25 protein-coding genes are annotated in these 22,458 nt (G+C 35.4%); 9 read left to right on the top strand and 16 right to left on the bottom strand.

Annotated elements, in window-relative coordinates:
- Positions 1–43 precede the first annotated feature (43 nt).
- The gene (locus C4F50_RS05505) at positions 44–1,054 is read right to left on the bottom strand and encodes a substrate-binding domain-containing protein (protein WP_193845411.1); all 1,011 of its coding nucleotides are present in this window, start codon (positions 1,052–1,054) and stop codon (positions 44–46) included.
- A 418-nt stretch (positions 1,055–1,472) separates the two neighbouring features.
- Between C4F50_RS05505 and C4F50_RS05500 the strand changes: the two genes are divergently transcribed.
- Together C4F50_RS05500 and C4F50_RS05495 are read left to right on the top strand one after the other, a co-directional pair.
- Positions 1,473–2,936 carry a glycoside hydrolase family 125 protein gene (locus tag C4F50_RS05500; RefSeq protein ID WP_193845410.1) on the top strand — a complete coding sequence of 488 codons (1,464 nt, stop codon included), beginning with the start codon at positions 1,473–1,475 and terminating at the stop codon, positions 2,934–2,936.
- Positions 2,937–3,383: 447 nt separating this feature from the next.
- Positions 3,384–3,788 carry a helix-turn-helix domain-containing protein gene (locus C4F50_RS05495; RefSeq protein ID WP_193845409.1) on the top strand — a complete coding sequence of 135 codons (405 nt, stop codon included), beginning with the start codon at positions 3,384–3,386 and terminating at the stop codon, positions 3,786–3,788.
- 86 nt (positions 3,789–3,874) lie between these two features.
- Here the strand turns inward: C4F50_RS05495 and C4F50_RS05490 are convergent, their stop codons facing one another.
- Both C4F50_RS05490 and C4F50_RS05485 read right to left on the bottom strand, forming a co-directional pair.
- Entirely contained in the window at positions 3,875–4,300 is a 426-nt protein-coding gene (locus C4F50_RS05490) for a hypothetical protein (protein ID WP_193845408.1), read from the bottom strand.
- 149 nt (positions 4,301–4,449) lie between these two features.
- Positions 4,450–4,722: an integrase core domain-containing protein gene (locus C4F50_RS05485; protein WP_348536986.1), complete on the bottom strand. Its 273-nt coding sequence runs from the start codon at positions 4,720–4,722 to the stop codon at positions 4,450–4,452.
- 540 nt (positions 4,723–5,262) lie between these two features.
- Here C4F50_RS05485 and C4F50_RS05480 point away from each other — a divergent pair.
- Together C4F50_RS05480 and C4F50_RS05475 are read left to right on the top strand one after the other, a co-directional pair.
- Positions 5,263–5,526, top strand: a complete 264-nt coding sequence (locus C4F50_RS05480) for a hypothetical protein (RefSeq protein WP_193845406.1) — start codon at positions 5,263–5,265, stop codon at positions 5,524–5,526.
- A 399-nt stretch (positions 5,527–5,925) separates the two neighbouring features.
- Complete coding sequence (locus tag C4F50_RS05475) at positions 5,926–7,218, top strand: hypothetical protein (protein ID WP_193845405.1); 1,293 nt, start codon at positions 5,926–5,928, stop codon at positions 7,216–7,218.
- A gap of 137 nt (positions 7,219–7,355) precedes the next feature.
- On the opposite strand, the gene C4F50_RS05470 is transcribed toward C4F50_RS05475, so the two are convergent.
- The 3 genes from C4F50_RS05470 to C4F50_RS05460 form a co-directional block, all read right to left on the bottom strand.
- On the bottom strand, positions 7,356–8,054 hold the full coding sequence (locus tag C4F50_RS05470; protein WP_193845404.1) for a DUF1826 domain-containing protein: 699 nt from the start codon (positions 8,052–8,054) through the stop codon (positions 7,356–7,358).
- Between the two features lie 289 nt (positions 8,055–8,343).
- On the bottom strand, positions 8,344–8,664 hold the full coding sequence (locus C4F50_RS05465; RefSeq protein WP_193845403.1) for a nuclear transport factor 2 family protein: 321 nt from the start codon (positions 8,662–8,664) through the stop codon (positions 8,344–8,346).
- Positions 8,665–8,721: 57 nt separating this feature from the next.
- The gene (locus tag C4F50_RS05460) at positions 8,722–9,516 is read right to left on the bottom strand and encodes an SDR family oxidoreductase (RefSeq protein WP_193845402.1); all 795 of its coding nucleotides are present in this window, start codon (positions 9,514–9,516) and stop codon (positions 8,722–8,724) included.
- Between the two features lie 123 nt (positions 9,517–9,639).
- Here C4F50_RS05460 and C4F50_RS05455 point away from each other — a divergent pair, with 123 nt between their 5' ends.
- Entirely contained in the window at positions 9,640–10,020 is a 381-nt protein-coding gene (locus tag C4F50_RS05455; protein WP_193845401.1) for a winged helix-turn-helix transcriptional regulator, read from the top strand.
- Between the two features lie 29 nt (positions 10,021–10,049).
- On the opposite strand, the gene rpiA is transcribed toward C4F50_RS05455, so the two are convergent.
- Both rpiA and C4F50_RS05445 read right to left on the bottom strand, forming a co-directional pair.
- On the bottom strand, positions 10,050–10,727 hold the full coding sequence (gene rpiA / locus C4F50_RS05450) for a ribose-5-phosphate isomerase RpiA (RefSeq protein ID WP_193845400.1): 678 nt from the start codon (positions 10,725–10,727) through the stop codon (positions 10,050–10,052).
- 120 nt (positions 10,728–10,847) lie between these two features.
- Positions 10,848–11,465 (bottom strand): hypothetical protein, encoded by a 618-nt coding sequence (locus C4F50_RS05445; protein ID WP_193845399.1) that lies wholly within the window; start codon positions 11,463–11,465, stop codon positions 10,848–10,850.
- A gap of 599 nt (positions 11,466–12,064) precedes the next feature.
- Here C4F50_RS05445 and C4F50_RS05440 point away from each other — a divergent pair.
- The gene (locus C4F50_RS05440) at positions 12,065–12,853 is read left to right on the top strand and encodes a polysaccharide lyase (RefSeq protein WP_193845398.1); all 789 of its coding nucleotides are present in this window, start codon (positions 12,065–12,067) and stop codon (positions 12,851–12,853) included.
- Between the two features lie 301 nt (positions 12,854–13,154).
- On the opposite strand, the gene C4F50_RS05435 is transcribed toward C4F50_RS05440, so the two are convergent.
- From C4F50_RS05435 to C4F50_RS05425, 3 genes are all read right to left on the bottom strand, one after another.
- Positions 13,155–13,334, bottom strand: coding sequence for a hypothetical protein (locus tag C4F50_RS05435; protein WP_193845397.1), 180 nt, complete (start codon positions 13,332–13,334; stop codon positions 13,155–13,157).
- A gap of 65 nt (positions 13,335–13,399) precedes the next feature.
- On the bottom strand, positions 13,400–13,804 hold the full coding sequence (locus C4F50_RS05430; RefSeq protein WP_193845396.1) for a ribonuclease E inhibitor RraB: 405 nt from the start codon (positions 13,802–13,804) through the stop codon (positions 13,400–13,402).
- A 222-nt stretch (positions 13,805–14,026) separates the two neighbouring features.
- A complete protein-coding gene (locus tag C4F50_RS05425; protein ID WP_228011959.1) occupies positions 14,027–14,677 on the bottom strand; it encodes a GNAT family N-acetyltransferase in 651 nt (216 codons plus the stop codon).
- A gap of 431 nt (positions 14,678–15,108) precedes the next feature.
- Here C4F50_RS05425 and C4F50_RS05420 point away from each other — a divergent pair, with 431 nt between their 5' ends.
- Complete coding sequence (locus tag C4F50_RS05420) at positions 15,109–16,089, top strand: SDR family NAD(P)-dependent oxidoreductase (RefSeq protein ID WP_193845395.1); 981 nt, start codon at positions 15,109–15,111, stop codon at positions 16,087–16,089.
- Positions 16,090–16,169: 80 nt separating this feature from the next.
- On the opposite strand, the gene C4F50_RS05415 is transcribed toward C4F50_RS05420, so the two are convergent.
- From C4F50_RS05415 to C4F50_RS05395, 5 genes are all read right to left on the bottom strand, one after another.
- Positions 16,170–16,541, bottom strand: a complete 372-nt coding sequence (locus tag C4F50_RS05415; RefSeq protein WP_193845394.1) for a nuclear transport factor 2 family protein — start codon at positions 16,539–16,541, stop codon at positions 16,170–16,172.
- Between the two features lie 299 nt (positions 16,542–16,840).
- On the bottom strand, positions 16,841–17,863 hold the full coding sequence (locus C4F50_RS05410) for an LLM class flavin-dependent oxidoreductase (protein WP_193845393.1): 1,023 nt from the start codon (positions 17,861–17,863) through the stop codon (positions 16,841–16,843).
- A gap of 148 nt (positions 17,864–18,011) precedes the next feature.
- A complete protein-coding gene (locus tag C4F50_RS05405; RefSeq protein ID WP_193845392.1) occupies positions 18,012–18,395 on the bottom strand; it encodes a response regulator in 384 nt (127 codons plus the stop codon).
- A gap of 192 nt (positions 18,396–18,587) precedes the next feature.
- Complete coding sequence (locus C4F50_RS05400; protein ID WP_193845391.1) at positions 18,588–19,625, bottom strand: proline iminopeptidase-family hydrolase; 1,038 nt, start codon at positions 19,623–19,625, stop codon at positions 18,588–18,590.
- A 43-nt stretch (positions 19,626–19,668) separates the two neighbouring features.
- The gene (locus C4F50_RS05395; RefSeq protein WP_193845390.1) at positions 19,669–20,526 is read right to left on the bottom strand and encodes an alpha/beta fold hydrolase; all 858 of its coding nucleotides are present in this window, start codon (positions 20,524–20,526) and stop codon (positions 19,669–19,671) included.
- A 411-nt stretch (positions 20,527–20,937) separates the two neighbouring features.
- Here C4F50_RS05395 and C4F50_RS05390 point away from each other — a divergent pair, with 411 nt between their 5' ends.
- Positions 20,938–21,729: an alpha/beta hydrolase gene (locus C4F50_RS05390; protein WP_193845389.1), complete on the top strand. Its 792-nt coding sequence runs from the start codon at positions 20,938–20,940 to the stop codon at positions 21,727–21,729.
- 24 nt (positions 21,730–21,753) lie between these two features.
- On the top strand, positions 21,754–22,443 hold the full coding sequence (locus tag C4F50_RS05385) for an isochorismatase family protein (protein ID WP_193845388.1): 690 nt from the start codon (positions 21,754–21,756) through the stop codon (positions 22,441–22,443).
- Positions 22,444–22,458: the final 15 nt, after the last annotated feature.

The raw sequence follows: 22,458 nt of genomic DNA, 5'->3' as shown, positions 1-22,458 counted from the left end.
GATTTAATAAATCGATTTAGTAATTGCATTAAAAAAAACTTATTTAAACAGATTCTCTAATAATAAGGCGTCCTTTCTTCTTTTCCCGGACGGCCTTAAAGTCATCAATGCTGACCATCTGTTCCATTAATAATCCAACCGCCGTTTTTCCAATCTCTTCTATGGGCTGCGCTAAAACGGTTATTGGAGGCGAATGAAGCCTAAAACTATCGTGATCATCAAAGCTGATTACTGCCTTATCAGTCGGAATTTTAAGCCCGAGATTCCTAAAAGACTGCAGACCGGCGAGCAGTAAATAATTGGCTCCAAAGAGAACCGCTTCGATTTCTGGTTTATGTATTAAAAATGTACTGATTGTCTCAATACGATTTGCTTCGCTTAAATGATAATCCATGTCAAGAATTCTGGATTCATCATAAAAACCAGCGGTCTGTAATGCTTTACTATACCCCTGCTTTCTTAAATTCATTTGAATTAACTGCGAATAATTGGTTATAAAAGCAATTTTGGTAAATCCATTTTCTAACAAGTATTCCACTGCTGCCTGAGCTCCTTCATAATTATCCAAAACAACGTGACTCACTTCTTGATCTTCAAAATAACTGTCGGCCAGAACGACAGGGCATTTTAATGCTGCTAAATGATCTATTACATCTCTCATCTTCTCGGTAGGAGTTACAATAAATCCATCTACATTAGCCTGCAGTAAGCTTTGCACAAGATCTTCTGCACGTTGGTCGTCACCTTCGGTACTGCAATAAAAAACTCTGTATTTTAATGCTGCAGCCTCTCTTTCGATAATTCTTGCCAAATCTGAAAAAAAAGGATTCGAAATATCTTCAACAATAAGCCCTATAGATCTTGTTTTGCCGGTACGCAGACTGCTGGCAATCATATTGGGCTTAAACTTCATTTCTTCACTTACTTTAATAACTTTTTCTATTACTTCTCGGCTGATTCCTTTGCTCTCTCCTTTTTTGTTAAGAACAAACGAAACAGTAGTAACAGAAACATCTGCGGCTTTTGCGATATCCTTTATAGTTATCCTTTTCACAAATTGTTAATTTTATATTAAAATCAAGTAAATTTTGTTAAACAAATATATATATTAAATCGATTTACAAAAACGATTTAATAAAATTTCATCTACAAAAAATATTCATTTTTAACTTTAAAATTCAATATTTATCTCTTAAACCTTATAATTACTGACATTAATTCATTTTAAGAAGAAGAAAAATTTTCATAAAAAAAGCATAAATTAACATTTTTAAGACTCTAAAATATTTTAACAAAACCCAGTAAAAACGAGTGTATTTCAGCACAAATTTTGACATTAAGCAGATGTAAAATGTTGTTCATGGTTTTAAAATTGTTATTCATCTAAAACTCATCAACTCCAATAAAAAAAGTCGTTAATTTATGTTTTTGAACTACTTTTCAGTCTAATTTCAAACTTTTACAAAAAAAATATGGTGACTCGTCGAAAATTTTTAAAAAATGCCGGCATTTTTTCCGCCGGATTATTAGCAGTCCAAAATGATGTTTTTGGATTTAATTCTAATCTTTTTGAGTTTCCTTTAAAAGATTTCATTTCAAAAAGACCTCCGATTACAGAAAGAAAATTTACGAGTAAAGCGGTTGAGGATACAATTATAAAAGTAAAAAAACAGATCGCAAACCCGGAGCTGGCATGGCTTTTTGAGAACTGTTTTCCAAATACGCTTGATACTACTGTAGAATTTGAAATTATAGACGGTAAGCCAGACACTTACGTAATTACAGGCGATATAGATGCAATGTGGCTGCGCGACAGTACAGCACAGATCTGGCCTTACATCTCTCTTGTAAAAAAAGATCCGAAACTGGCAGAATTAATTAAAGGCGTTATTAATCGTCAGACAAAATGCATACTGCTGGATCCTTATGCTAATGCATTTTATAAAGATTTTACTAAAGTTAGTGAATGGAAAAATGATATAACGGCAATGAAACCCGGAATTCATGAGAGAAAATGGGAAATTGACAGCTTATGTTATCCTGTACGACTAGCCCACGGATATTGGAAAGAAACCGGCGATATCAGCATGTTTGACCATAAATGGAAAGAAGCCATGAAGCTGATTCTGAAAACTTTTAAAGAACAACAGCGAATGGATGGAAAAGGCGGCCCTTACAGCTTTATGCGCGAGACCGCATGGGCTACAGACGGAGTACCGCTGAACGGTTATGGTTATCCGGTAAAACCCTGCGGACTGATTGTCTCTACTTTTAGACCAAGCGACGATTCGACTTTGTTTGGTTATTTGATACCAAGCAACATGTTTGCAATCGAAATTCTGGGTTATATGGTGGAGCTCTTTTCCAGCAAAGCTTTAAGAGATGATGCATTGGCTGCCGAAGCCAACGAACTGCAGCAACAGGTACAAAAAGGTTTAAATGAAAATGGAATCATAGAGCATCCAAAATTTGGAAAAATAATTGCTTTTGAAGTAAACGGATACGGAAGTTTTCATATGATGGATGATGCCAATGTTCCTTCCTTGCTTTCACTGCCGTACTTGGGCGCCATTTCTGCTGCCGATCCTCTTTATTTAAATACCCGAAAAGTCGTTTTATCAGACAATAATCCGTTTTTTTATAAAGGTACTGCCGGAGAAGGAATTGGAGGCCCGCACACCGGCGTAAACACCATCTGGCCTATGAGTATTGTTTTGAGAGCGATTACCAGTATTGACGAAAAAGAAATTATAGCCTGCATCAGTAACTTAATTAAAACCAATGCCGGAACTGGTTTTATGCACGAATCGTTTCACAAAGATGATGTCAACAAATTTACCCGTTCCTGGTTTGCATGGGCCAATACCCTTTTTGGTGAAATGATCTTACATACTTCAATCAAATACCCGCATATTCTGAAAGAAATAGGATCCTAAGTAGATTTTCTGCAAAGAGCACAAAATAAATTTACGTAAAGACGATAACCTACAAAATATTTAAACACGAATTCCACAAATTTTCACGGATTAACCTGTGTTAATCTGTGGCGTTTTTGTTTATAAAAAGACTCGCTTTTCTAAACAGAACTTAACGTCTTTGCGACTTTGCGTGACTAAAAGATAAGAATAGCAAAAAAAAACTTTTGCGAACTTTGCGGTAAAAATTTACTCCGTTTCAGAATAAATATGATTCATTTTCTTAATCAAAGTGCTTTAAAATTTTGAAGTGAAATTCTAATTTTTAAAAAGGATAAACTATTCTAAATACAGATATAATAATCTTACAAAACGAAATATTTCAAAAGAATATTTTTTTATCTTTGAGATCAGGATTTTTAGCCAAATGGCTTTATCTTTGAGCTTTTAGAAAAATTGACATTCATTATGGAACAGAAAATACATCAGGGAAGAAACGTAAAACGTTTTAGAGAAATGCTTGGCATTAAACAAGAAGCTTTGGCTTTTGATCTGGGAGATGACTGGAACCAAAAGAAAATCTCGATGCTGGAGCAAAAAGACGTTATTGAAAATGATATACTGAAACAAATCTCAAACTCATTGAGAATTCCTGTTGAAGCTTTTCAGAATTTTGATGAAGAACAAGCGGTGAATATTATTTCTAATACATTTAATGACCAATCTAATGGCTACAACTATTACCCGACTTTCAATGTAAATCCAATGGAAAAATGGATTGAAGCTTTAGAAGAAATTAAAAGATTGAATTTAGAACTTTTAAAAGCTAAAGATGAACAGATTAAGGTTTTGGAGAAGTTATTAAATAAATAATTTTTTTTATAAAGATATATCGATTTTACTGAGAGACTTTTTTGAGTCTCTTTTTTTTTTATAAATATAAATGAGTGCGAGGTTTATTACTTTTGAAACCCTTTAATAATTCTATCTAATTCTTCTTTATTTTTTATATCCCCATTTATACTATCCATATCTCTTTGCGATTTAAACCAGTCTAAATTACTTGTCTTGGTAGTGTAATTCCATATCATTTCCATATCATTCATATATTTATATTTAATGTAAATCACTCCATTTTTTAGAATATATTCTTGAGATTCCCTATCTAAAACATACTTCATGTTTTTATAATAATATCGTGGAACTTCATTTAAATTAGCGTTTTTAAATAGTTGATTGTGAAATATCTCGGAGAAAAAAATGGGTCTATGCAAATCCTCTCTTGGAACTACGGGACGAAGTTCAACATACCTATTTTGCCAATAATAATTGACTGAAAATAAAAAAATAGCGCCTGTTACTATTATGAGTATATATTTTTTCAATTTTTACTTTAATTAAGATTTATGTCTCCAGAATAAGACACCGCTAGCGAGAGCGTCTCGCTCGTGCCCGCAAGATTGTCTCGTACTGAAAAAAGTTTACATATTTATACTTAATCCTAAAATAAATTTACAGCCATATTTTAGTCCTATTATAGCTTTACAATAATAGGACTTTTTACATAATAATTCTTCCATAATTTTTCTCTTTTTACATTGTATTGATGTACTTGACTTGGTGTAAGGTTGCCTACGCTCACATGTGGTCTTTCATTATTATATAGTTTAATAACGGCATCTAATAATTCTTTGGCTTCATGTTTATCAACGACTTTATAATAATCTAGGTATTCTTCTTTTATAATACCATTAACGCGTTCTACTATTGCATTTTCTAACGGATCTCCATTTTCAGTCATATTAATGCCTATACTATTACCTTCTAATAACTTTACATATTTTTTACACTTTTGTGTAAACCTATTTTAGGACAAGACACGGAGTAAAAATTATTTAAGTACAGTTATATTATAAAAAAATTCCTTTTTGCACGGACATTCTTCTATCAAACCATCTTCATAAAAATTAATAAATAGTTTTACAGCTTTTAATACTTCAAAATATTTAAAATTAATTAACTTACGATAAACTATTTTATAAGCCGAAAAACAAAGAAAATCGTTATTGTCATTTTAATCCTCACTATTTCACTAAGCCTGATTGCTTATTTCTATCTCAATAAAAAATTAAGAGCCAAAAGAAAAAAACTCGAAAACGACAGAATTCTTTTTGAGCAAAAACTAAATGATGCCAGTTCTAATATAGATACTTATGCCGAATATCTAAAAAATAAAAACAAACAGATTTCGATTTTAGAAAATGAACTCGAAGAAATTAAAAACGCAGCTTCTGCACAATCAGAAGAAGAAAAAATAAAACTTCGGGAAATCCTGAGTTCTCATTTAATGACAGACGAAAACTGGAATGCCTTTAAAAGAGAATTTATAAAACTTTATGGTCCATTTTATGATTCTGTAATTGAAAATTTTCCGGAATTAAAAGAATCCAACCTCAAAATAATAATGCTCCAAAAATTAGACTTAAGCAATTATGAAATGGCTAATCTATTAGGTGTAACAATCGATGCAATTAAGAAAAGTAAACAGTGCTTAAAGAAAAAACTAGGCGAAAGGTACGAACTGCTGTTTGAAATTATCGATTACAAGTAACTAAAATCTGACAGAATCAATTACTTTTATTAACATAAAAATAAAATATTTGTCATAAATGCTTCATGCGGATCAAAAAATTAACATCAAACTAAAGGATGATTTTATTTTAGTAATTTACTGTAAATCAATACAAATTCATTCAAAAACAGCTGTTTTTCCTATAAACAGCGGTGTTAGCTCAGTTTAATAAAAATGTTAAATGTCATTAAAAAGGAGGTAAACTCTCAACTATTTACCTATTTTTGTAAAAAGCAGTTAGAAAAATATTAGGTTATTTTATTCTAATTTGTTACTTTTAGATTCTGAAGATTGATTCGTAAAAACAAATACCATTTTATTGCATAACGTTTCTATTCTGAAGTTTAAAAAATTTTATAATCATTAGGCCCCAAGACTATGAAAAAAATTACTTTACTACTTTGTTTGTTGCTGGCTGGTGCCGGCGCCAACGCACAACAAGAAAAAGGAATTATCGGTTACAGCAACTGGCTGGACAATTGGACGGAATTTAAGCCTCATAAAACTGAGCAAAGAGATGCCAATCAAATTTTAGCTGGAAATATTACTGAAAATACGAAACTTCTTAAAAGGAATGTATACATCTTGCAAGGTAATGTTTATGTAACTAACAATGCTGTTCTTACTATTGAACCTGGTACCGTAATTATTGGAGATGCCAGCACAAAAGGAACACTTGTAATTACAAAAGGTGCTCAAATCATGGCGCAGGGACAAGAGACAGATCCTATTATATTTACCTCAAACCAAAGCATGAAAAAAGCGGGTGACTGGGGAGGTATCGTAGTTCTTGGTGATGCACCTATAAATAAATTTGGAAGCGCTGGTTCTTACAACATGGACCTTGAACCTGCTCTTACTGTATATGGCGGTACTAATGCTGCAAGTAACTCTGGAATATTAAAGTTTGTCAGAATTGAATTTGCTGGAAAAAAAGTAAAAGGAACTACAAATACTTTTAACGGTTTAACTATCGCAGGTGTAGGAAGTAAAACGATCTTGGAAAACATCATGGTAAGTTATTCAGGCGGTGATTCATTTGCTTTCTATGGCGGAGAAGTTACTGCTTCTCAATTAGTTTCATACAAATCAATCAATGACGATTTTAAATTTACTCAAGGTACTCAAGGTCGTTTGTACAATTCATTAGCTGTAAGATCTTCTTATTTATCAAGTAACAAAGATGGTTCTAGATGTCTGGAAGTAAGAGCATACGAAAAGAAAAACGAAACTGATTTTACTAAAAAATCTACTTCTATTACCGCTTCAAACATTACCATGCTTAATGACAGTGAAAACATTAAGGCTGATATGGAGAAAGGTTTAATTAAAGAAGCAGTTTATGTTGCTGACAATACTTCATTAGAATTGAAAAGAAGTGTAATTTCAGGCTTTAATCCTGCAGTTTTATTAGACAGCCAGACTGAAGTGAATGGTGCAAATCTTAAGAAGATTAAATTCGAAGAAATGTTTTTCAATCAGTGCAGCGGTAATATCTTTACAGAAAACAAAACTGAAAATGCAGACTTAGAAAACTGGTACGGAAATAGTATCTTCTCTAATCTTTATTCTCATACTGATAACAAGGAAACTTTTGTAGATATAAATAATGCAAAAAGACCTGATTACAGACTTCAATTAGGAAAAATTACTGCTTCAAGCGGAAGATAAAAAATAGATAATCCATGAGATTATTAAAAAACTGCTCTATGCTTATGCTTAGAGCAGTTTTTTTTTTTGTTCTTAGATTTAGATACAAATTCTGCTTCGTTGTTTGCATAAAAAAATACCATTATCCAACAATGAGATCAGCAGATTAGCAGCAGCCGATATTCCCCTTCATTTTCTACTGGTGCCCTATGTATACAAGGCAGTACTTGTTGTTTGGGATGATCGACAGCCAGCCGCCAAAGATGTCCCTTCCCTAAATTAATAGGTTGTGCGTCTGCATCTGCCTGATAATGCAAATCAAAATAATTTTCTTTTAAAAAATCTTCGAATTCGTCAGGCGGTCCATCATACAGCTCTTCTAGTTTTGCTCGGATTTCTGGAATGAGAATTTTTTGCTTTGCCTGCGAATTAGAAATAATATCGCTTGCTGCTCCGTGGTAGGTACATAAAAAAGTATCGGTTGCAATAGGAGAACGATCAACATGAAACGAATATACATCGGTCGATATGAAATCGAACTCCTCATCACGTTCGTAACACTTCAATAAATTAAGAGAAGGCGAAGCTCCAAAATCAGCTAATAACTGCAAATCATTTAAGATAACTTGTCTTGCGATATTGCCTTTTTCTGAAAGTTCCAGCGCGATTAAATCTTCCGGATAAACTTCTGTTATGTTTTCTTCTAAAGACAACTGAGATACAATTTCATTAAAATCTCCTTCCAAATTTCTGTGCCAGCACAACGCATTCATTTCCCCTTTAAAATCAGTCTGTACAAGTTCAGAGAAAGAACATGCGATTCCAATTTGGCTGTTGTCAGAAAATCTATTAATCATAATTTATTATAAAGAAGCTGGTTATTCATGAATCACAAAATTAAATAATAGTAGTACGCCGCACTATTTTATCGGTTTATTTTGCGGGAAAATTTAATAAATAACTAAACTGAGATCTGCTGTTATCGAAATTCTCGTTCTTCACTATAAAATTGAAGAGAAATGGTTGTAACCCTAGAAAAAACGGCTGGAATTATTGGGAGAAAATAAAAAGAATAATACAGCATCAGAATTGCGCTGTATTATTCTTTCTATTCGGAATATGCGGGAAACAAAACGACCTTAAAATTTAATCGATTTTCAAGGTTTGAATATGTTGTGCTTCCAATTGAAAGTGATACGTAAGAACTAAAGGACTTCCTGGAAAAGTTCCTGATACTTCTGCCTTTAAACTCCCCTCTTTTGCATCACCTGCAAAACTGATCGGTTTCATTGTTGCATTGTATTCCTTGGATGCTTTTTCTATCCAGTTTTGTATTTCGGTTTTACCCGTATAGTTTTTCCCTTCATCAAATACTATTGCAGTTTCTGAAAAACAATTGGCAAAATTGGCGCTGTCAAAATCATTCTGCGCTTTTATTAAATCTTGTATTACTTCTGGTAAATTCATAATTGATCTATTTATTGTTATTACTTCTTGAAATTATTTAAGCGAAAAAGCTATCTGTTAGATTGTTGGAATAGTGCCTCCGTCAATTACATACTCAGTTCCTGTGAGATAGCCAGCTCTGGGCGAAACCAGAAATCCGACAAATTCTGCAACTTCTTCAGGTTGTGCAGGTCTTCCGTATGGTATTCCTCCTAAAGCATTCATGACGCTTTTTTCTGCATCGTCAAGAGAGACATTACTGCTTTCAGAAATGCGTTTTATCATTCGTACAGAAGATTCAGTCATAATCCATCCGGGAGAAACCGTCAAAACACGTACTCCTTTTGAAGAAACCTCTTTAGACAAACCTTTACTATAATTAATTAGTCCTGCTTTTGCAGCGGCATACGGAAGAGTCGAATCATACAAGGGTAATTTTCCTTGAATAGAAGCAATATGAATGATAACACCGCTTTTATTCTCGAGCATTTGAGGCAGAAACGCCCGATCAAGCCGAACTGGAGCTAGTAAATTTGCTTGTATAGTTGCTTCCCAGTCGGTATTGGTTAAAACAGCAAAACCGCCGCCAGGAGTTTCAGAGCTTCCAAGGTTATTGACCAGAATATCGAGCCTTCCAAATTTTTCCAGTATTGTTGCTGCAACTTCCGCGGCCGCTTCGGGTTTACTTAAGTCTGCGGGGATGAAATGCAAAGCTGCATCGGGGTTCTCTGGCTCGTTTCTCGCGCTAATGATCACTGTAGCTCCTGCGTTTTTTAAACGTGCTGCTATGGCCTTACCGGCTCCTTTTGTTCCTCCTGTTACCAAGGCAATTTTTCCTGATAACTCGTTTTGATAATTTAATAGTTGTTCCATCATAATTTGTTTTGTACAAATTTCAGGACTAAGGAACTTTCTCACAAGTACGGACTTACGATTCATATAGGGATAAATTATTCCCCTATTGCATAAATCGGGACATACTAGTACTTTTACAATATGTACGAAAGAAAAACAAAACCAAACTTAAACTGCGGACTTGACCTGATAGGCGAAGTATTGTACGGTAAATGGAAGATACGCTTACTTTGGTTTATTAATGAAGGCCATAAAAGACCGAGTGAACTGCAGCGCAAAATTCCAGATGCTTCGCGCAGAGTCTTAAACATACAGCTCAATGAATTAGAGGAACATGAACTTGTTACTAGAAAAATATATCCTGTAGTACCGCCAAAAGTAGAATACAGCTTAACCGAATTTGGTGAGAGTTTAATTCCGGTAATAGGTACTTTGGGCCAATGGGGCGACCAAAATCAGGAAAAACTAAAAACATTAATAATGAAAAGATTTCCAGAATCTGATGCTGCTGAAAAAAATTAAGGAGCTTAAGAACTAAATAACTGTTCCGTTTATTTCTTAAAAATGATCGTTGTATCACGCTCTCCCATTATGATTGTATGGGTGAGTCCGATGAACAATCCATGTGCGGCCACTCCTTCGATTTCATTTAATTTAGCGGCTAAAGCTTTTGGATCGCTGATTAAACCAAAATCTGCATCAATAATAAAATTTCCCTGATCTGTCAGGTACTGGGTATCGTTTTTCATTCTTACCGTCCCTTTTCCATTAATAACCGCAAGCTGGCGTAAAACATACTGGTATGCAAATGGCACTACTTCAACAGGAACCTTAAATTTTCCGAGTACCGCTACTTTTTTGGAAGAATCGGCAATAATAATTTCTTTCTTTGTCATCGCAGCAACAACCTTTTCTCGAAACAATGCCCCTCCTCCTCCTTTAATCATCAGAAATTCAGAAGTAAATTCATCAGCACCGTCAATTGTTATATCAATTGAATCTACAGCATTTATATCTATTACATCAATATTCAATGATGCTGCAAGAGCCGCGCTTTCATTAGAAGTTGCAACTGCTTTTATTTTGAATCCATTTTTGACTAATTTCCCAATTTCATTAATGGCATAAAAAGCTGTCGAACCAGTTCCTAAACCGACAATCATATCAGACTCAATGAATTTTACGGCTTCTTGAGCAGCGAGCATTTTTTCTTTTTCAAAATCTTTCATTTTTCCTGCATTAGATCAAAAACTTGTGAAACAAAGTTTGAATGTACAAATAATATATTCATTTTTATATCTGTATCATTTTATCTTTTCAAGAAATTAATTTTAACGTAAAGATTAAAATTACTTCAAAAGATGTTCTAATTTATTTTTTAAGACTTCTTCATTAATATGACCAAAATGATGTCCTAAAATCGAATAATGATCATCGAAAATAATAAATGAAGGGGTGCCTTGTAATTGATTAAGGGTAAACGTTTCTGCTATTAGAGGCATTCCAGAGTAATATGCTTTGACTTTCTCGCCTAAAGCCTCTTTTTCCTGCTCAGAAGAGTTTGGAATATTCTTTATGATATCGGTTATAAGAGCTATTTTATTGGAATTTATAAATTGTTCTGAAGATACGACGGTATCAAAAGCGGCAGGAAAGATTATTTTTTCGGGATAAACAGACAGTCCGTAATTGGTATTGTAATAGTTTTTGGTCGCTCCAACTAGTGTACCGTCATGCAGTAAGAGTTTCAGGTTGGCTTCATTATTATATTCAAAGTCTTCAAAAGCCGTCGCTACTCCAATAAAACCAACATTCTTGCTAAATGATTTGTAAAGATTATTGATGATGGGAATCCCATAAATAAAACAGCCTGGGCAGTTAACTTGAAATACAAACGCGATGTTAACCTTGTTTAATACAAACTCGCCCTGAACTAATTCCTGAATATTGAGATGAAATTTTGACATTTTTAAATTGGATTTATTGGTTAAACTTTTTAAAAATTACTGCCGATTTTGTAATTCTATCAGCCTATCAAAGGTAGTTTGAATTACGAACTGCTGAATAGTCCAGTTTTTAGAAGAATTTGAATATTCTGGTATTGTTGGGGGTTAAGAGTTAAGGGTTAAGAGTTAAGGGTTAAGAGTTAAGGGTTAGGGGTTAAGAGTTAAGAGTTAGGAGTTAGGAGTTAGGAGTTAGGACTTAAGGGTTAAGGGTTAAGAGTTAGGTGTTGAGTTTGGGGGTGTTGGGTGTTGGTTTTTGGATTTTGCATTTTGGTTTTTGGATTTTGGGTTTTCCGTTTTGGTTTTTGTTTTTTGGGTTTTGTTTTTTGGGTTTTGTTTTTTTGGAAATAAACAGAATCTGAATTTTTACGTACGTAAAAACGGACTTTTACACTCCTCTAGTAAATTATTATTGGGCAACTTTGTAAGGTTACTTTTAATCGGGTAACGAACCTAGATATTCAAATGGTATTGATGAGAATTCCTGATTCAGTACTCAATGATGTAACCACTATCTATTTTTTACTAACTATTAATTATTTACTAACCTCAAAATTTTAAAAATGAAAAAATTCTTAAAATTAACCAGTGTGCTATTTACTTTAGCATTAGTGTTTTATTCCTGCGAAAAGGAACAAGATTTAGACGTGTCAAAAGCTGTTAACAAAGACACACAGCAAATTGCCGGCAAAGATACCATTACTGCCGGCGGAGCATTAGACAACAGCTCTACGGCAAAAGGAAGCACAGGAGCTCGTACAATTACATTACAAACCAATACCTTATCCTGCCCTGGCGGTTTGTGTACATCGTACGGCGTTTGGTCAACGGGTGTTTATACGGTTTGGTTTACGATGAAATTTAACAATGGTTTTTACTGGAGCAGAGGCGGTAAATGCGGCTACGGTATACTCATTGGCGATCAAAATACGGGCGGTGATCCAGGATGGGACGGCAACGGCGGCAGTGCGCGCTTTATGTGGTACTGTCCTAATGGATCTAATACTGCCAAAGGAAGCGGAGCGTATCTGCAGCCTTACGTTTATTACAAAGATCAGCCGGGACAATACGGCAATGATTTTGGAAAAAAATATTACATTCAAGAAGGTGTTACATATAACTGTCAAATATCTGTTAAGTTAAATACGGGATCAAATACCGATGGATATGTGAAATATTACGTAAATGGTACGGAAATATTGAACCAAAAAATTCGCTGGGTAACGAATGATGCTAAACGAAATGTCAATGCTGTCAGCCTGCATACTTTCCGCGGCGGCAGTCAAAGTTATTGGACGTCTCCTGTAACGAGTTCTATTTACTACCCAAGTGCCACTTGGGACGCTTTATAACATTTATTTACAGACTCTTTGATGTAATAACTCCGCTTATTTCGAGTTAAAATGCCAGGCTAACAAAAGGACTTGGTGTATTCGTAAGTACGGAAAATATGTTTTAATTTGACACTGTTGTTATTTTTAAAACTATTACAATTAAGCATTCATTATAAATAAATTTATAACAACAGATTAATTAATCATTTATAAAGTGGTTGTAAATGGTTGCAAATCTTTATTACTAAGAAAGCTAAAACTTTTGTTTTAGCTTTCTTTTTACGGTTTTATTTCTAAACAATTAATCCCAATTTCGTTATTACGAAAGACCGATCATCTCCCATACTGTTTCAAAATCAAGCATCGCCTTTAGTCTTGTGCCGCAACTAAGATAAATCCACGTTCCTAAAGATTCATCAGCTGGAAAAAGACAGGTAATGTGCGAAACGATAACGGTATATTGTACCAAGTCATCGGTCCTGAACTGGATTGTTTTCATTCGTTTTTACTTTTTTATAAACTTGATACACCAATCATTACTATTAGATAAAAAAGACCGCTTTTTTATTTTGAAAGAGAAACAATTTTCCAGTTTTCAAAACTGCAATCATGTTCGTATCCCAATTCGCACATTTCTCCCACCCATTTACTCAAAGTTTCATGCATCATTTTGATCGCTGTAGTACTGCCTGAAATCACAAAAAGCCGTTTATCATGAGACGCTGCAGTATGATTAACTGTGTAATTCATTTTCTGGATTTCCTGTTCTAGTTTTTGTGCTTTTTCTAATGTATTCGTATAAAAAAAGTACTCTATCTTTAACGCATCCTCCTCTTCTACTCCTGCATCGCGAAGCGTTACAAGTGCCTCTATTGCAGTTCTAAATTGTATGCCTTGATTGGCTGTAAAATCAGTTTCGGAGACGAACTGCTGTTTCTGTTTCTTTTTAAAAAAACGTAAGATTTCCATTTATTTTGCTTATTAAAGTTTAAAATAGTACTTCACAAAACAAACATATACAAATTCAGAATCGTTTTTTCATCGGTAATAGAAACTTAACACCATATCGGGCAGATCAAACAACGACAGGACATGACGTAACATAAAGTCAATGTAAACATCATAAAAGGTTAAAAAACAAGGATTTTAGAAGTTTCTTTAGAATAGAAATTAAAGCCTTTTCTATTTCAATCATTTCATATTCTGAGGTTCATAACGCATTGCTGTACACAAACAGTTTTTTCGGTTTTTACTCTCTAGAACGGCACAGTTTACACAAGATTGACAGCTTTTCCAAAAGTTTTCATCAGACGGGAGTTCCGAATAAGTGACGGGTTCAAAACCAAGTTCGTGGTTCATCTTCATTACAGGCAGACCAGAAGTGAGACTGAAAATGTACGCATCAGGATATTTTTGACGGCTTAACTCAAAAATTTTTTCTTTGATCTTTCTTGCCAGACCTGTATGCCTGAATCGCGCCGCTACTATTAATCCTGAATTGGAAACGTAACGATCTTGATCCCAAGACGAAATAAACGAAAAACCTGCCCAAGAACCGTCTGCAGCTAATGCAATTACTGCATCACCATTTTTTATTTTTTCTGCTAAATATTCCGGCGGTCGTCCAGAAATGCCTGTTCCTCGCAAAGCAGCTGCCGCAGCCGTTTCTTCGCTGATCTCTTTTATGAGATAAACATCGTCTGGAGCGGCAATTTTGATATTAAAATCAGAATGGGATTCTAATATTGGAGGCTCAATTGTATTGAAAGCTGTACTTTCAGATAAAGTACTTATTTCTAAACCTTTTTTCGATAAGAATAGATCGATATATCTCGTTTTCATATAAACAAACCGTATTTCAAGTTACTACTATTGATACGTACAATAGCTGGGTAAAACACGAAATCCAATTTTCAAAATACATACCCAACGGCTGTTTTAAGCTGTTTTTTATTATAACTAATTATTTGTCTGCAGTTTACAAATCAGTTTCTAAAACTGTCAAGTAAAATATTCGTTTCAAAATGATAAAATCCTTTCATTATGATAGTGCTGTTTTTTGTGTGGTCATTTCTACGCAAAAATATTCCTCTGCAAAAGTACATTACAAAGCCTAATCCTATAAATATCAGCTCTTATGCTATAACACGCAATAGTACATTAAACCTTAAATTGCAGTTAGAATCTTTAATTAAGAGAATAAATAGCTCTGTTTAACAGCAAATATAAAATGCTGTTTGAACAATTATATATAAATCAAAAAAGGATAACAAATGGAAAATAGTAAAATACGCAACAGCAGTCTTAAAGGAAAAACTGTTGTTATAACCGGCGCCAGCAGCGGGGTCGGCAGAGCGGCTGCAGAAGCCTTTGCCGCTGAAGGATGTAATGTCGTGGCTGTTGCCCGCGGACATCAAGGTATTGATGAAGTAGTAGATTTTTGTAGAAGCTTAGATGTGCTGGCTCTGGGTTTATATGCAGATATGTCCAATGCTGAAGAAGTTGAGAAAGTCTCTGAAGAAGCGCTGTCAATATTCGGAAAAATTGATATCTGGGTAAATAATGCCGGCGTAATGGCAAGCGGAAAATTCGAAGAAATTCCATTAGAAATTCATCATCAGGTACTTAAAACCAATTTGTTTGGGTATATGCATGGAGCTTACAATGCTATTAAAATCTTTAAAAAACAAAATCAAGGTATTTTAATCAATAACATCTCTATTGGAGGCTTTATGCCTGCACCTTACAGTGCAGTATATTCTGCCAGCAAATTTGGGATAAGAGGCATGATGGAATGCCTTCAAGGCGAAATTTCTAACCGAAGCCATATTCACATTTGCGATTTATACCCGCAGCTGCAAAATTCGACAGGTAATTTGCATTCAGCCAAATATTCTGGTTTTGATATGAAAATTCCTTTTATTGCATCTGATCCCAGAAATACGGCCGCTAAGATGGTAGATCTGGCAAAACGTCCGCAGAAAGACCTTTTTCCGGATTTCAAGGCATCGGCATTTACAAATACCTACAGATTATTTCCGAAGACGGTTATTAATGCGGCATCAGCTGCTGTCCGAATGAAAATGAAACTTAATCATAATAAAGAGGATAACGCTGGAAATGTTTTGGCAAATTCTAAAGAGCCGCTGCGAGTTTATGGAAATCCGCCCTCAAAAACAACACAAAATCTAGGTCTGGCATTATTTGCAGGATTGGGTTTTGGAGTTGCCTTACTATTAATGGGTAAAAAATAGCAACACTTTGTACGCTGGTAAAAAGTATCAAAAAAAGCCTGAGAAGTAAACTTTTCAGGCTTTTTTTATGATTTATTTCCTCATTGCAATTCGACTTCGGTATGCAGTGCACAAAGCCATTTATCATTTTCTTTGATCCAGGTAGATGTGCAGGCACATTTCATGGGAGGATTTTGCTTATCGTCCAGTACTTTCAATTCTATCGAGTACGCTATTACAGCGCTGTTTTCTGCTAGTAATTCCGTTTGAACAGCAGCTATATTTACAACTTTTATTTTATCGCCTTCTCCCGATTCAAACATTTTTTTGAAACTGTCTTCCTCTACACTTTGAACTCCATTTTTACCCGCTATGATACAAGGAAAACGAGTGAGGTTTTTTACTGTATCGTAATCGTGTTGTTCCATTCCCTGCCAATATTTTTTTTCCAGATCAATAATTTGCGTTTCCATAATTCTCTTCCTTTAAATTAAACAGTTCCATAAAGTTCTAACTTATAGTAAAAGGAACGAAAATTTTTAACACATATTTAATTAACAATCAAAGTATTAAAACAAAGATCAGCGACCTTATCCGCCTTTTTAAATTCTAAAAATATTGTGACGCAGTTTACACGGATTTTGACCTTACGCCTAAATCCGTATAAATCCGCCGTCTATACCAATCATGATTGTAAAAGCAATCTGCTTTATCTGGGTTCTAAAACTGCTGGAAAAGGTACATAATTACATCCAACAGGATAATTTAAAATTTAACGCCAGCCCAATTCTGGAGCAACGTGTTCTAAAATAGAAGATAACAGATGTATATTATAATCAACTCCTAATGTATTAGGAATGGTCAGCAATAGTGTATCGGCTTCCTGAATCGCTTCGTCCTCAGCCAGTTCCTTGATCAGCTTATCTGGTTCTGCAGCGTAACTTTTTCCAAAGACTGCTCTTTTATCTTGTTCAATATAACCAAAACTATCGGCTCCTTTTCCTTGGCCTCCAAAGTAATAGCGATCCTGATCGTTGACAATGGCAAAAATAGAACGACTTACCGAAACTCTTGCTTCACGTTGATGTCCAGCGTTTTTCCAAGCCTCTTTGTACAACCTGATCTGCTCAGCTTGCTGCACATGAAATGGTTTCCCGTTTTCGTCGTACTTAAGCGTAGAACTCTGCAGGTGCATACCATTTTCTGCTGCCCAGACGGCCGTTGCATTCGAGGCTGCTCCCCACCAGATTCTTTCCCTTAATCCTTCAGAATGCGGTTCTATGCGCAGCAATCCCGGCGGATTTGGAAACATAGGATACGGATTGGGTTCTGCAAACCCCTCGCCTTTCAGTCCTTCCAAAAAATCCAAAGCTTTTTTGCGTCCCATATCGGCATCGGTTTCATCCTGATCAGGCGCATAACCAAAGTAATTCCAGCCATCAATAACCTGTTCCGGTGATCCTCTGCTTATTCCCAGCTGTAACCGTCCTTCCGATATCAAATCGGCGGCACCGGCATCTTCTACCATATACAAAGGGTTTTCGTACCTCATGTCAATTACGCCCGTTCCGATCTCAATTTTACTGGTTTTCGCGCCAATTGCGGATAACAGCGGAAATGGCGATGCCAGCTGCTGCGCAAAATGATGCACGCGAAAATAAGCGCCGTCGATGCCTATTTCTTCTGCAGCCACAGCCAAATCGATGGATTGAAGCAGGGTATCTGCTGCCGTACGAGTTTTGTATGATGGATTATTTGACCAATGCCCAAATGATAAAAATCCTATTTTCTTCATAAATGGCTTATTTTTTTTACTATTCCAAATATACGGATCATAACGGAGTAATGGCGCGTTTTAAAAGCAAAACATGACTTCAAAAAAATCGCTGTCTTGCAGTCAAATAAGGCATTTTTCTAAAAGAAATTGATTTATGAAAAAGAAATTACGAATTAATAATCTCTTTTAAGGAATCGACAATATCTCTGAAATTAGCTTTCTTTTCCAAAAACTGCACGTCCTTGAACTTTTTTATGACCTCTTTTATCTTAGCTCCGGATTGTCCTGAATAGAGTACTACAGGAATTTTTTTAAGCCCTTTTACCTCCCGAATCAGTTTAAGAAATTCACTTCCGTCGAGATAAGGCATGTAATAGTCCAAAAATATAATTTCTGGAAGTTTGCTTGCCGCTTTTAACTTATTAAGTGACTTCAAAGCATTATCTTCAATCACAATTTTGATTTTAGAATCGATACTTTCTACAGCCATTTTAAAAATTTCTGCATCATCAATATCATCATCTACCAATAAAATGTTTTTATAACTCATACTGCTCAATTAAAGTCTCTCAAATTTACTTATATGCCATAATTCCGAGTTACATAATTCCCATATCCGCGGCATACTTTGAATAATAATCACCAGAAAAGAAAACTTTCTATAAAAATGCCCCCAAATCGTATCTCACTTTTTGGGGGCAGTAAATCTGTTTTTAATTCTAACCTGTTGGTTGAAATTCTATTATTTTGAGGTGTCTTTTAGAAACTTAATCAAGCCTTTCATATAAGTTTCCTGATCATCATACATACTCATATGACTGCCTTTTTCGCAGTATAAATAAGTTCCATTTTTAACCTGCGTCGCGATCCACTTCATATGTTCGGGATCCATAGTGTCGTATTTACCTCCAATTGATAAGGTCGGAACGGTAATTTTGGACAGTTCTTTGGTAATGTCCCATTTTTCAAGTTTGCCCGAAAGACCAAATTCGCTTGGTCCCTGCATGGTAACATAAAGTGATTGATTGATTTTTGCAAAAGATCGGTTAACAGGTTCCGGCCATTGACTCGCATCCAGACGCAAAATATGTTTAGAATAAAAATTAGGGATCAGAAGCTCCATATATTCAGGATTTTCAAAATCTTTATTCTTTTCGATTTCTCTTATTCTGGCCAAAACTTTCGGATCCATTTGTTTGGCCAGCACTTCGTCTGCATATTTATCATATTCTATGGCACTCATCATCATATTCGAAATGATCAGCCCTTTTAGATTTTGCTGGTATTTAAGGGCGTATTGCGATGCTAAAATACCGCCCCAGGAATGCCCCAATAAATAAAAATTGTCTTTATTTAGTTTTAGTGCCTGGCGCACCTGCTCTACTTCTTCTACAAAACGCGGTAAATCCCAAAGTGAAGGATCATTTGGATTATCCGAATTCCCGCATCCTAATTGATCATAATAAATAAATTCAATTCCTTCTGAAGGCAGGAAACTTTCCATACATTCAAAATACTCGTGCGTTGCTCCTGGCCCGCCGTTTAGCAGCAATAATTTGATTTTTGGATTATTTCCGATTCTTTTCGTCCAGACATTAAATTTTCCTTTCGGCGTGCTGATCTGGACTACCTTTACTCCACCTGTTTTTATTCCTGATGTGCTGTCTTTTAAATACGCAGCAAGATCTTCGGTTTTATTTTCGCTGGTATTTTTATTGGTACACGAAACTAAAAACAGCGTGCAGGCAACAGCTAATAACGTTTTTTTATAAGTAATCATACGGTTTGGGTTATATTTATTTTGCAATTCTAATATACTACTTTTATCTTTCAATAAACTCTTTAATTATTTGGGCAGCGGTTTTACTGTGTTCTTCCAAAAGAAAATGCCCTCCTTCCAGCTGATGGATAACGGCATTCGGTAAATCTTTATTATAGGCCTGTCCTCCAGCTTTAACAAACATTTTATCATTGCTGCCCCAGATAATCACCGCTTTTGGCTGCTGCGTCTTTAAATACTGCTGCCAATCGGGATACAATGCTATATTACTGCCATAATCGCGAAATAATGCCAATTGAATTAAATCGTTTCCCGGCCTGTCTAAATAAAATTGGTCTAAAGAATAACTGTCTGGACTGATTTTTTCAGGCTCTGAAGCGCCGTCAAGATACGTCCATTTCGTGGCTTCTAATTGTAAAAATGTTCTGGCTCCCTGCTCTGCTTCTTCGCTGTCACTTTCGATATAAGCGGCCAGCGGCGCAAGTGCTTCGCCAAGTCCTTCCAGATAAGCGTTTGCATTTTGAATTATAAAAGAATTTACCCACTCAGGTCTGCGTGATGCTATTCTAAATGCAATGGGACCTCCGTAATCCTGAATATAAAAATTAATCTTTTGAAGCCCCAGCTCCTCTATAAAAGCTTCTATAATGACAGACAAATTATGAAATGTATATTCAAATTCGTTTGTCCTAGGCGCACTGCTTTGTCCAAATCCAGGATAATCCGGTGCAATGAGATAAAAGGAATCCGAAAGCAAGTCAATCAAATTCCTAAACATGTGCGATGAAGAAGGAAATCCGTGCAGTAATAATAGTGTTGGTTTTTCTGGACTCCCCGCCTGACGGTAAAAAATGTCCAAGCCGTTAATCTTTAACGTTTTGTAATAAACATCGTTTTTCATAGTAATACACTTTAATAGCATCTAACGGATGCTGTTTTTATTTTGAAAAGGCATTATATAAAACCAAACCTCGAATTTGAAAATTGAAAATCTGATTCTTATAACCTGCCAAATTTCTGCTAAAAAGAAAGGCATTGGTTAGTCCTATTTTCCCGAATCAATAACAATTTTTCCTTTCTTAAATATTTCACCAATCGCCTTATAAAAACTGTAAATCAATTCATTACAACATCAAAATGAAGTTTTTACGGTATATCGGCGAAATAGATTTCAAACTCTTTTTATTTCGTCAAACAATGAAGCTAAAAAACTACAAAACCCTTTAAAATCAATACTTGGCACAAAAGGCTTGATAATTGGCTCTTTCCTATGATAATAACGTAACTGAAAAATAATTCAAATTTTAAATCGATGAAAGAAGTATTTCAATTAAAAAGAAATCAAGGAACAGTATTAAAGAAAATACTGCTGTCCTTATTAATTATCATGTCGGTAACTATTTTATCTGCCCAAAAGCAGGTCAAAAATATTGTACTCGTGCACGGCGCCTTTGCTGATGGTTCTGGATGGGAAGAGGTTTATAAAATTTTAACCAAGAAAGGTTTTAATGTAAGTATTGCCGCTAACCCGAACACATCGTTTCCTGAAGATGTAGCTGCAGCCAAACGCAGTATTGACCGCCTGGACGGGCCAATCCTGCTTGTAGGCCATTCATACGGAGGCGCCATCATTACAGAAGCCGGCAACTCTGACAAAGTAGTAGGTCTGGTTTACATTGCCGCCTTTGTACCCGATGCAGGAGAAACATTATTGCAATTGGTGCAATCGGGGCCGCCAACTCCAAACTCGGGTATTGAACCGCCGTCTGCCGATGGTTTTATCTGGTACGGAAAAGCAAAGTTCCATTCTGGATTTTGTGCTGATTTAAGCAAAGAAAAAGCAGCTTTTCTTTATGATTCACAAGTTCCAATCGCAGCATCTGCCTTTGGTGCGACCGTGAGCAAAGCGGCATGGAAAACAAAACCATCCTGGTACATTGTTGCAACAGACGATCAGACAGTACCGAATGAAGGCGCGCGTTTTATGGCAAAAAGAGCCAATGCTAAAATAACCGAAATAAAAGCAAGTCATGCCGTATATGTTTCTCAGGCAAAAGCTGTAGCTGAAGTTATCATTCGTGCTGCCGCCGAAACGTCAAAATAAATACTAATCATTAAACAATAAATCATGAAAAAAAATCTCTTCACTGCCGTTTTAATCCTAATCTCATTAAGTGTATCGGCACAAAAACCAAGTCCAAGTTTATTGAATCCAACCAATCATACTTTGGTTATGATTGATTATCAGAGTCAAATGGCATTTGCAACTAAAAATATTGATCCAGAATTACTGCGAAACAATGCGGGATTAGTAGCCGGAACAACAAAAATTTTTAATGTCCCTACAGTTGTGACTACAGTGGCAGAAACCACTTTTAGCGGTCCGGTTTTTCCAGAAGTACAGGAGTTTTATCCAAAAGCATCTTCAAATTATATCGATCGTACAACGATGAATTGCTGGGAAGATACTAATGCTCAGAAAGCGATCGCAGCCAAAGGCAAAAAGACTTTGGTAATGGGCGGTTTATGGACAAGCGTTTGTATCGTAGGCCCTGTATTATCTGCTATAAACGAAGGCTATACGGTTTATGTACTAACAGATGCTAGCGGTGATGTCTCTAAAGAAGCACACGAAATGGCTGTAACCCGCATGGTACAGGCAGGTGCAAGACCTATCACGTCTCTTCAATATATTTTAGAATTACAGCGTGACTGGGCCAGAAGCGAAACCTACAAATCTGTAACCGACTTAATTGTGAAATACGGCGGTGCGTATGGAATTGGAATTCAATACGCACGAGCAGTAATCAAACACTAAAACCAAATATACCAA

The organism is Flavobacterium hungaricum (assembly GCF_015182285.1).
Classification (GTDB): Bacteria; Bacteroidota; Bacteroidia; order Flavobacteriales; family Flavobacteriaceae; genus Flavobacterium; species Flavobacterium hungaricum.
This window is presented reverse-complemented; position numbering and strand designations above follow the sequence as displayed.

What these genes read in the sequence shown, in the direction of transcription:
- C4F50_RS05425 (WP_228011959.1), bottom strand. Translation starts at nt 14,677, where the DNA reads ATGAAAACGAGATATATCGATCTATTCTTATCGAAAAAAGGTTTAGAA.
- C4F50_RS05420 (WP_193845395.1), top strand. Translation starts at nt 15,109, where the DNA reads ATGGAAAATAGTAAAATACGCAACAGCAGTCTTAAAGGAAAAACTGTT.
- C4F50_RS05495 (WP_193845409.1), top strand. Translation starts at nt 3,384, where the DNA reads ATGGAACAGAAAATACATCAGGGAAGAAACGTAAAACGTTTTAGAGAA.
- C4F50_RS05480 (WP_193845406.1), top strand. Translation starts at nt 5,263, where the DNA reads ATGACAGACGAAAACTGGAATGCCTTTAAAAGAGAATTTATAAAACTT.
- C4F50_RS05435 (WP_193845397.1), bottom strand. Translation starts at nt 13,334, where the DNA reads ATGAAAACAATCCAGTTCAGGACCGATGACTTGGTACAATATACCGTT.
- rpiA (WP_193845400.1), bottom strand. Translation starts at nt 10,727, where the DNA reads ATGAAAGATTTTGAAAAAGAAAAAATGCTCGCTGCTCAAGAAGCCGTA.
- C4F50_RS05445 (WP_193845399.1), bottom strand. Translation starts at nt 11,465, where the DNA reads ATGTCAAAATTTCATCTCAATATTCAGGAATTAGTTCAGGGCGAGTTT.
- C4F50_RS05385 (WP_193845388.1), top strand. Translation starts at nt 21,754, where the DNA reads ATGAAAAAAAATCTCTTCACTGCCGTTTTAATCCTAATCTCATTAAGT.
- C4F50_RS05430 (WP_193845396.1), bottom strand. Translation starts at nt 13,804, where the DNA reads ATGGAAATCTTACGTTTTTTTAAAAAGAAACAGAAACAGCAGTTCGTC.
- C4F50_RS05390 (WP_193845389.1), top strand. Translation starts at nt 20,938, where the DNA reads ATGAAAGAAGTATTTCAATTAAAAAGAAATCAAGGAACAGTATTAAAG.
- C4F50_RS05405 (WP_193845392.1), bottom strand. Translation starts at nt 18,395, where the DNA reads ATGAGTTATAAAAACATTTTATTGGTAGATGATGATATTGATGATGCA.
- C4F50_RS05395 (WP_193845390.1), bottom strand. Translation starts at nt 20,526, where the DNA reads ATGAAAAACGATGTTTATTACAAAACGTTAAAGATTAACGGCTTGGAC.
- C4F50_RS05410 (WP_193845393.1), bottom strand. Translation starts at nt 17,863, where the DNA reads ATGAAGAAAATAGGATTTTTATCATTTGGGCATTGGTCAAATAATCCA.
- C4F50_RS05455 (WP_193845401.1), top strand. Translation starts at nt 9,640, where the DNA reads ATGTACGAAAGAAAAACAAAACCAAACTTAAACTGCGGACTTGACCTG.
- C4F50_RS05415 (WP_193845394.1), bottom strand. Translation starts at nt 16,541, where the DNA reads ATGGAAACGCAAATTATTGATCTGGAAAAAAAATATTGGCAGGGAATG.
- C4F50_RS05440 (WP_193845398.1), top strand. Translation starts at nt 12,065, where the DNA reads ATGAAAAAATTCTTAAAATTAACCAGTGTGCTATTTACTTTAGCATTA.
- C4F50_RS05400 (WP_193845391.1), bottom strand. Translation starts at nt 19,625, where the DNA reads ATGATTACTTATAAAAAAACGTTATTAGCTGTTGCCTGCACGCTGTTT.
- C4F50_RS05470 (WP_193845404.1), bottom strand. Translation starts at nt 8,054, where the DNA reads ATGATTAATAGATTTTCTGACAACAGCCAAATTGGAATCGCATGTTCT.
- C4F50_RS05460 (WP_193845402.1), bottom strand. Translation starts at nt 9,516, where the DNA reads ATGGAACAACTATTAAATTATCAAAACGAGTTATCAGGAAAAATTGCC.
- C4F50_RS05500 (WP_193845410.1), top strand. Translation starts at nt 1,473, where the DNA reads ATGGTGACTCGTCGAAAATTTTTAAAAAATGCCGGCATTTTTTCCGCC.
- C4F50_RS05465 (WP_193845403.1), bottom strand. Translation starts at nt 8,664, where the DNA reads ATGAATTTACCAGAAGTAATACAAGATTTAATAAAAGCGCAGAATGAT.
- C4F50_RS05475 (WP_193845405.1), top strand. Translation starts at nt 5,926, where the DNA reads ATGAAAAAAATTACTTTACTACTTTGTTTGTTGCTGGCTGGTGCCGGC.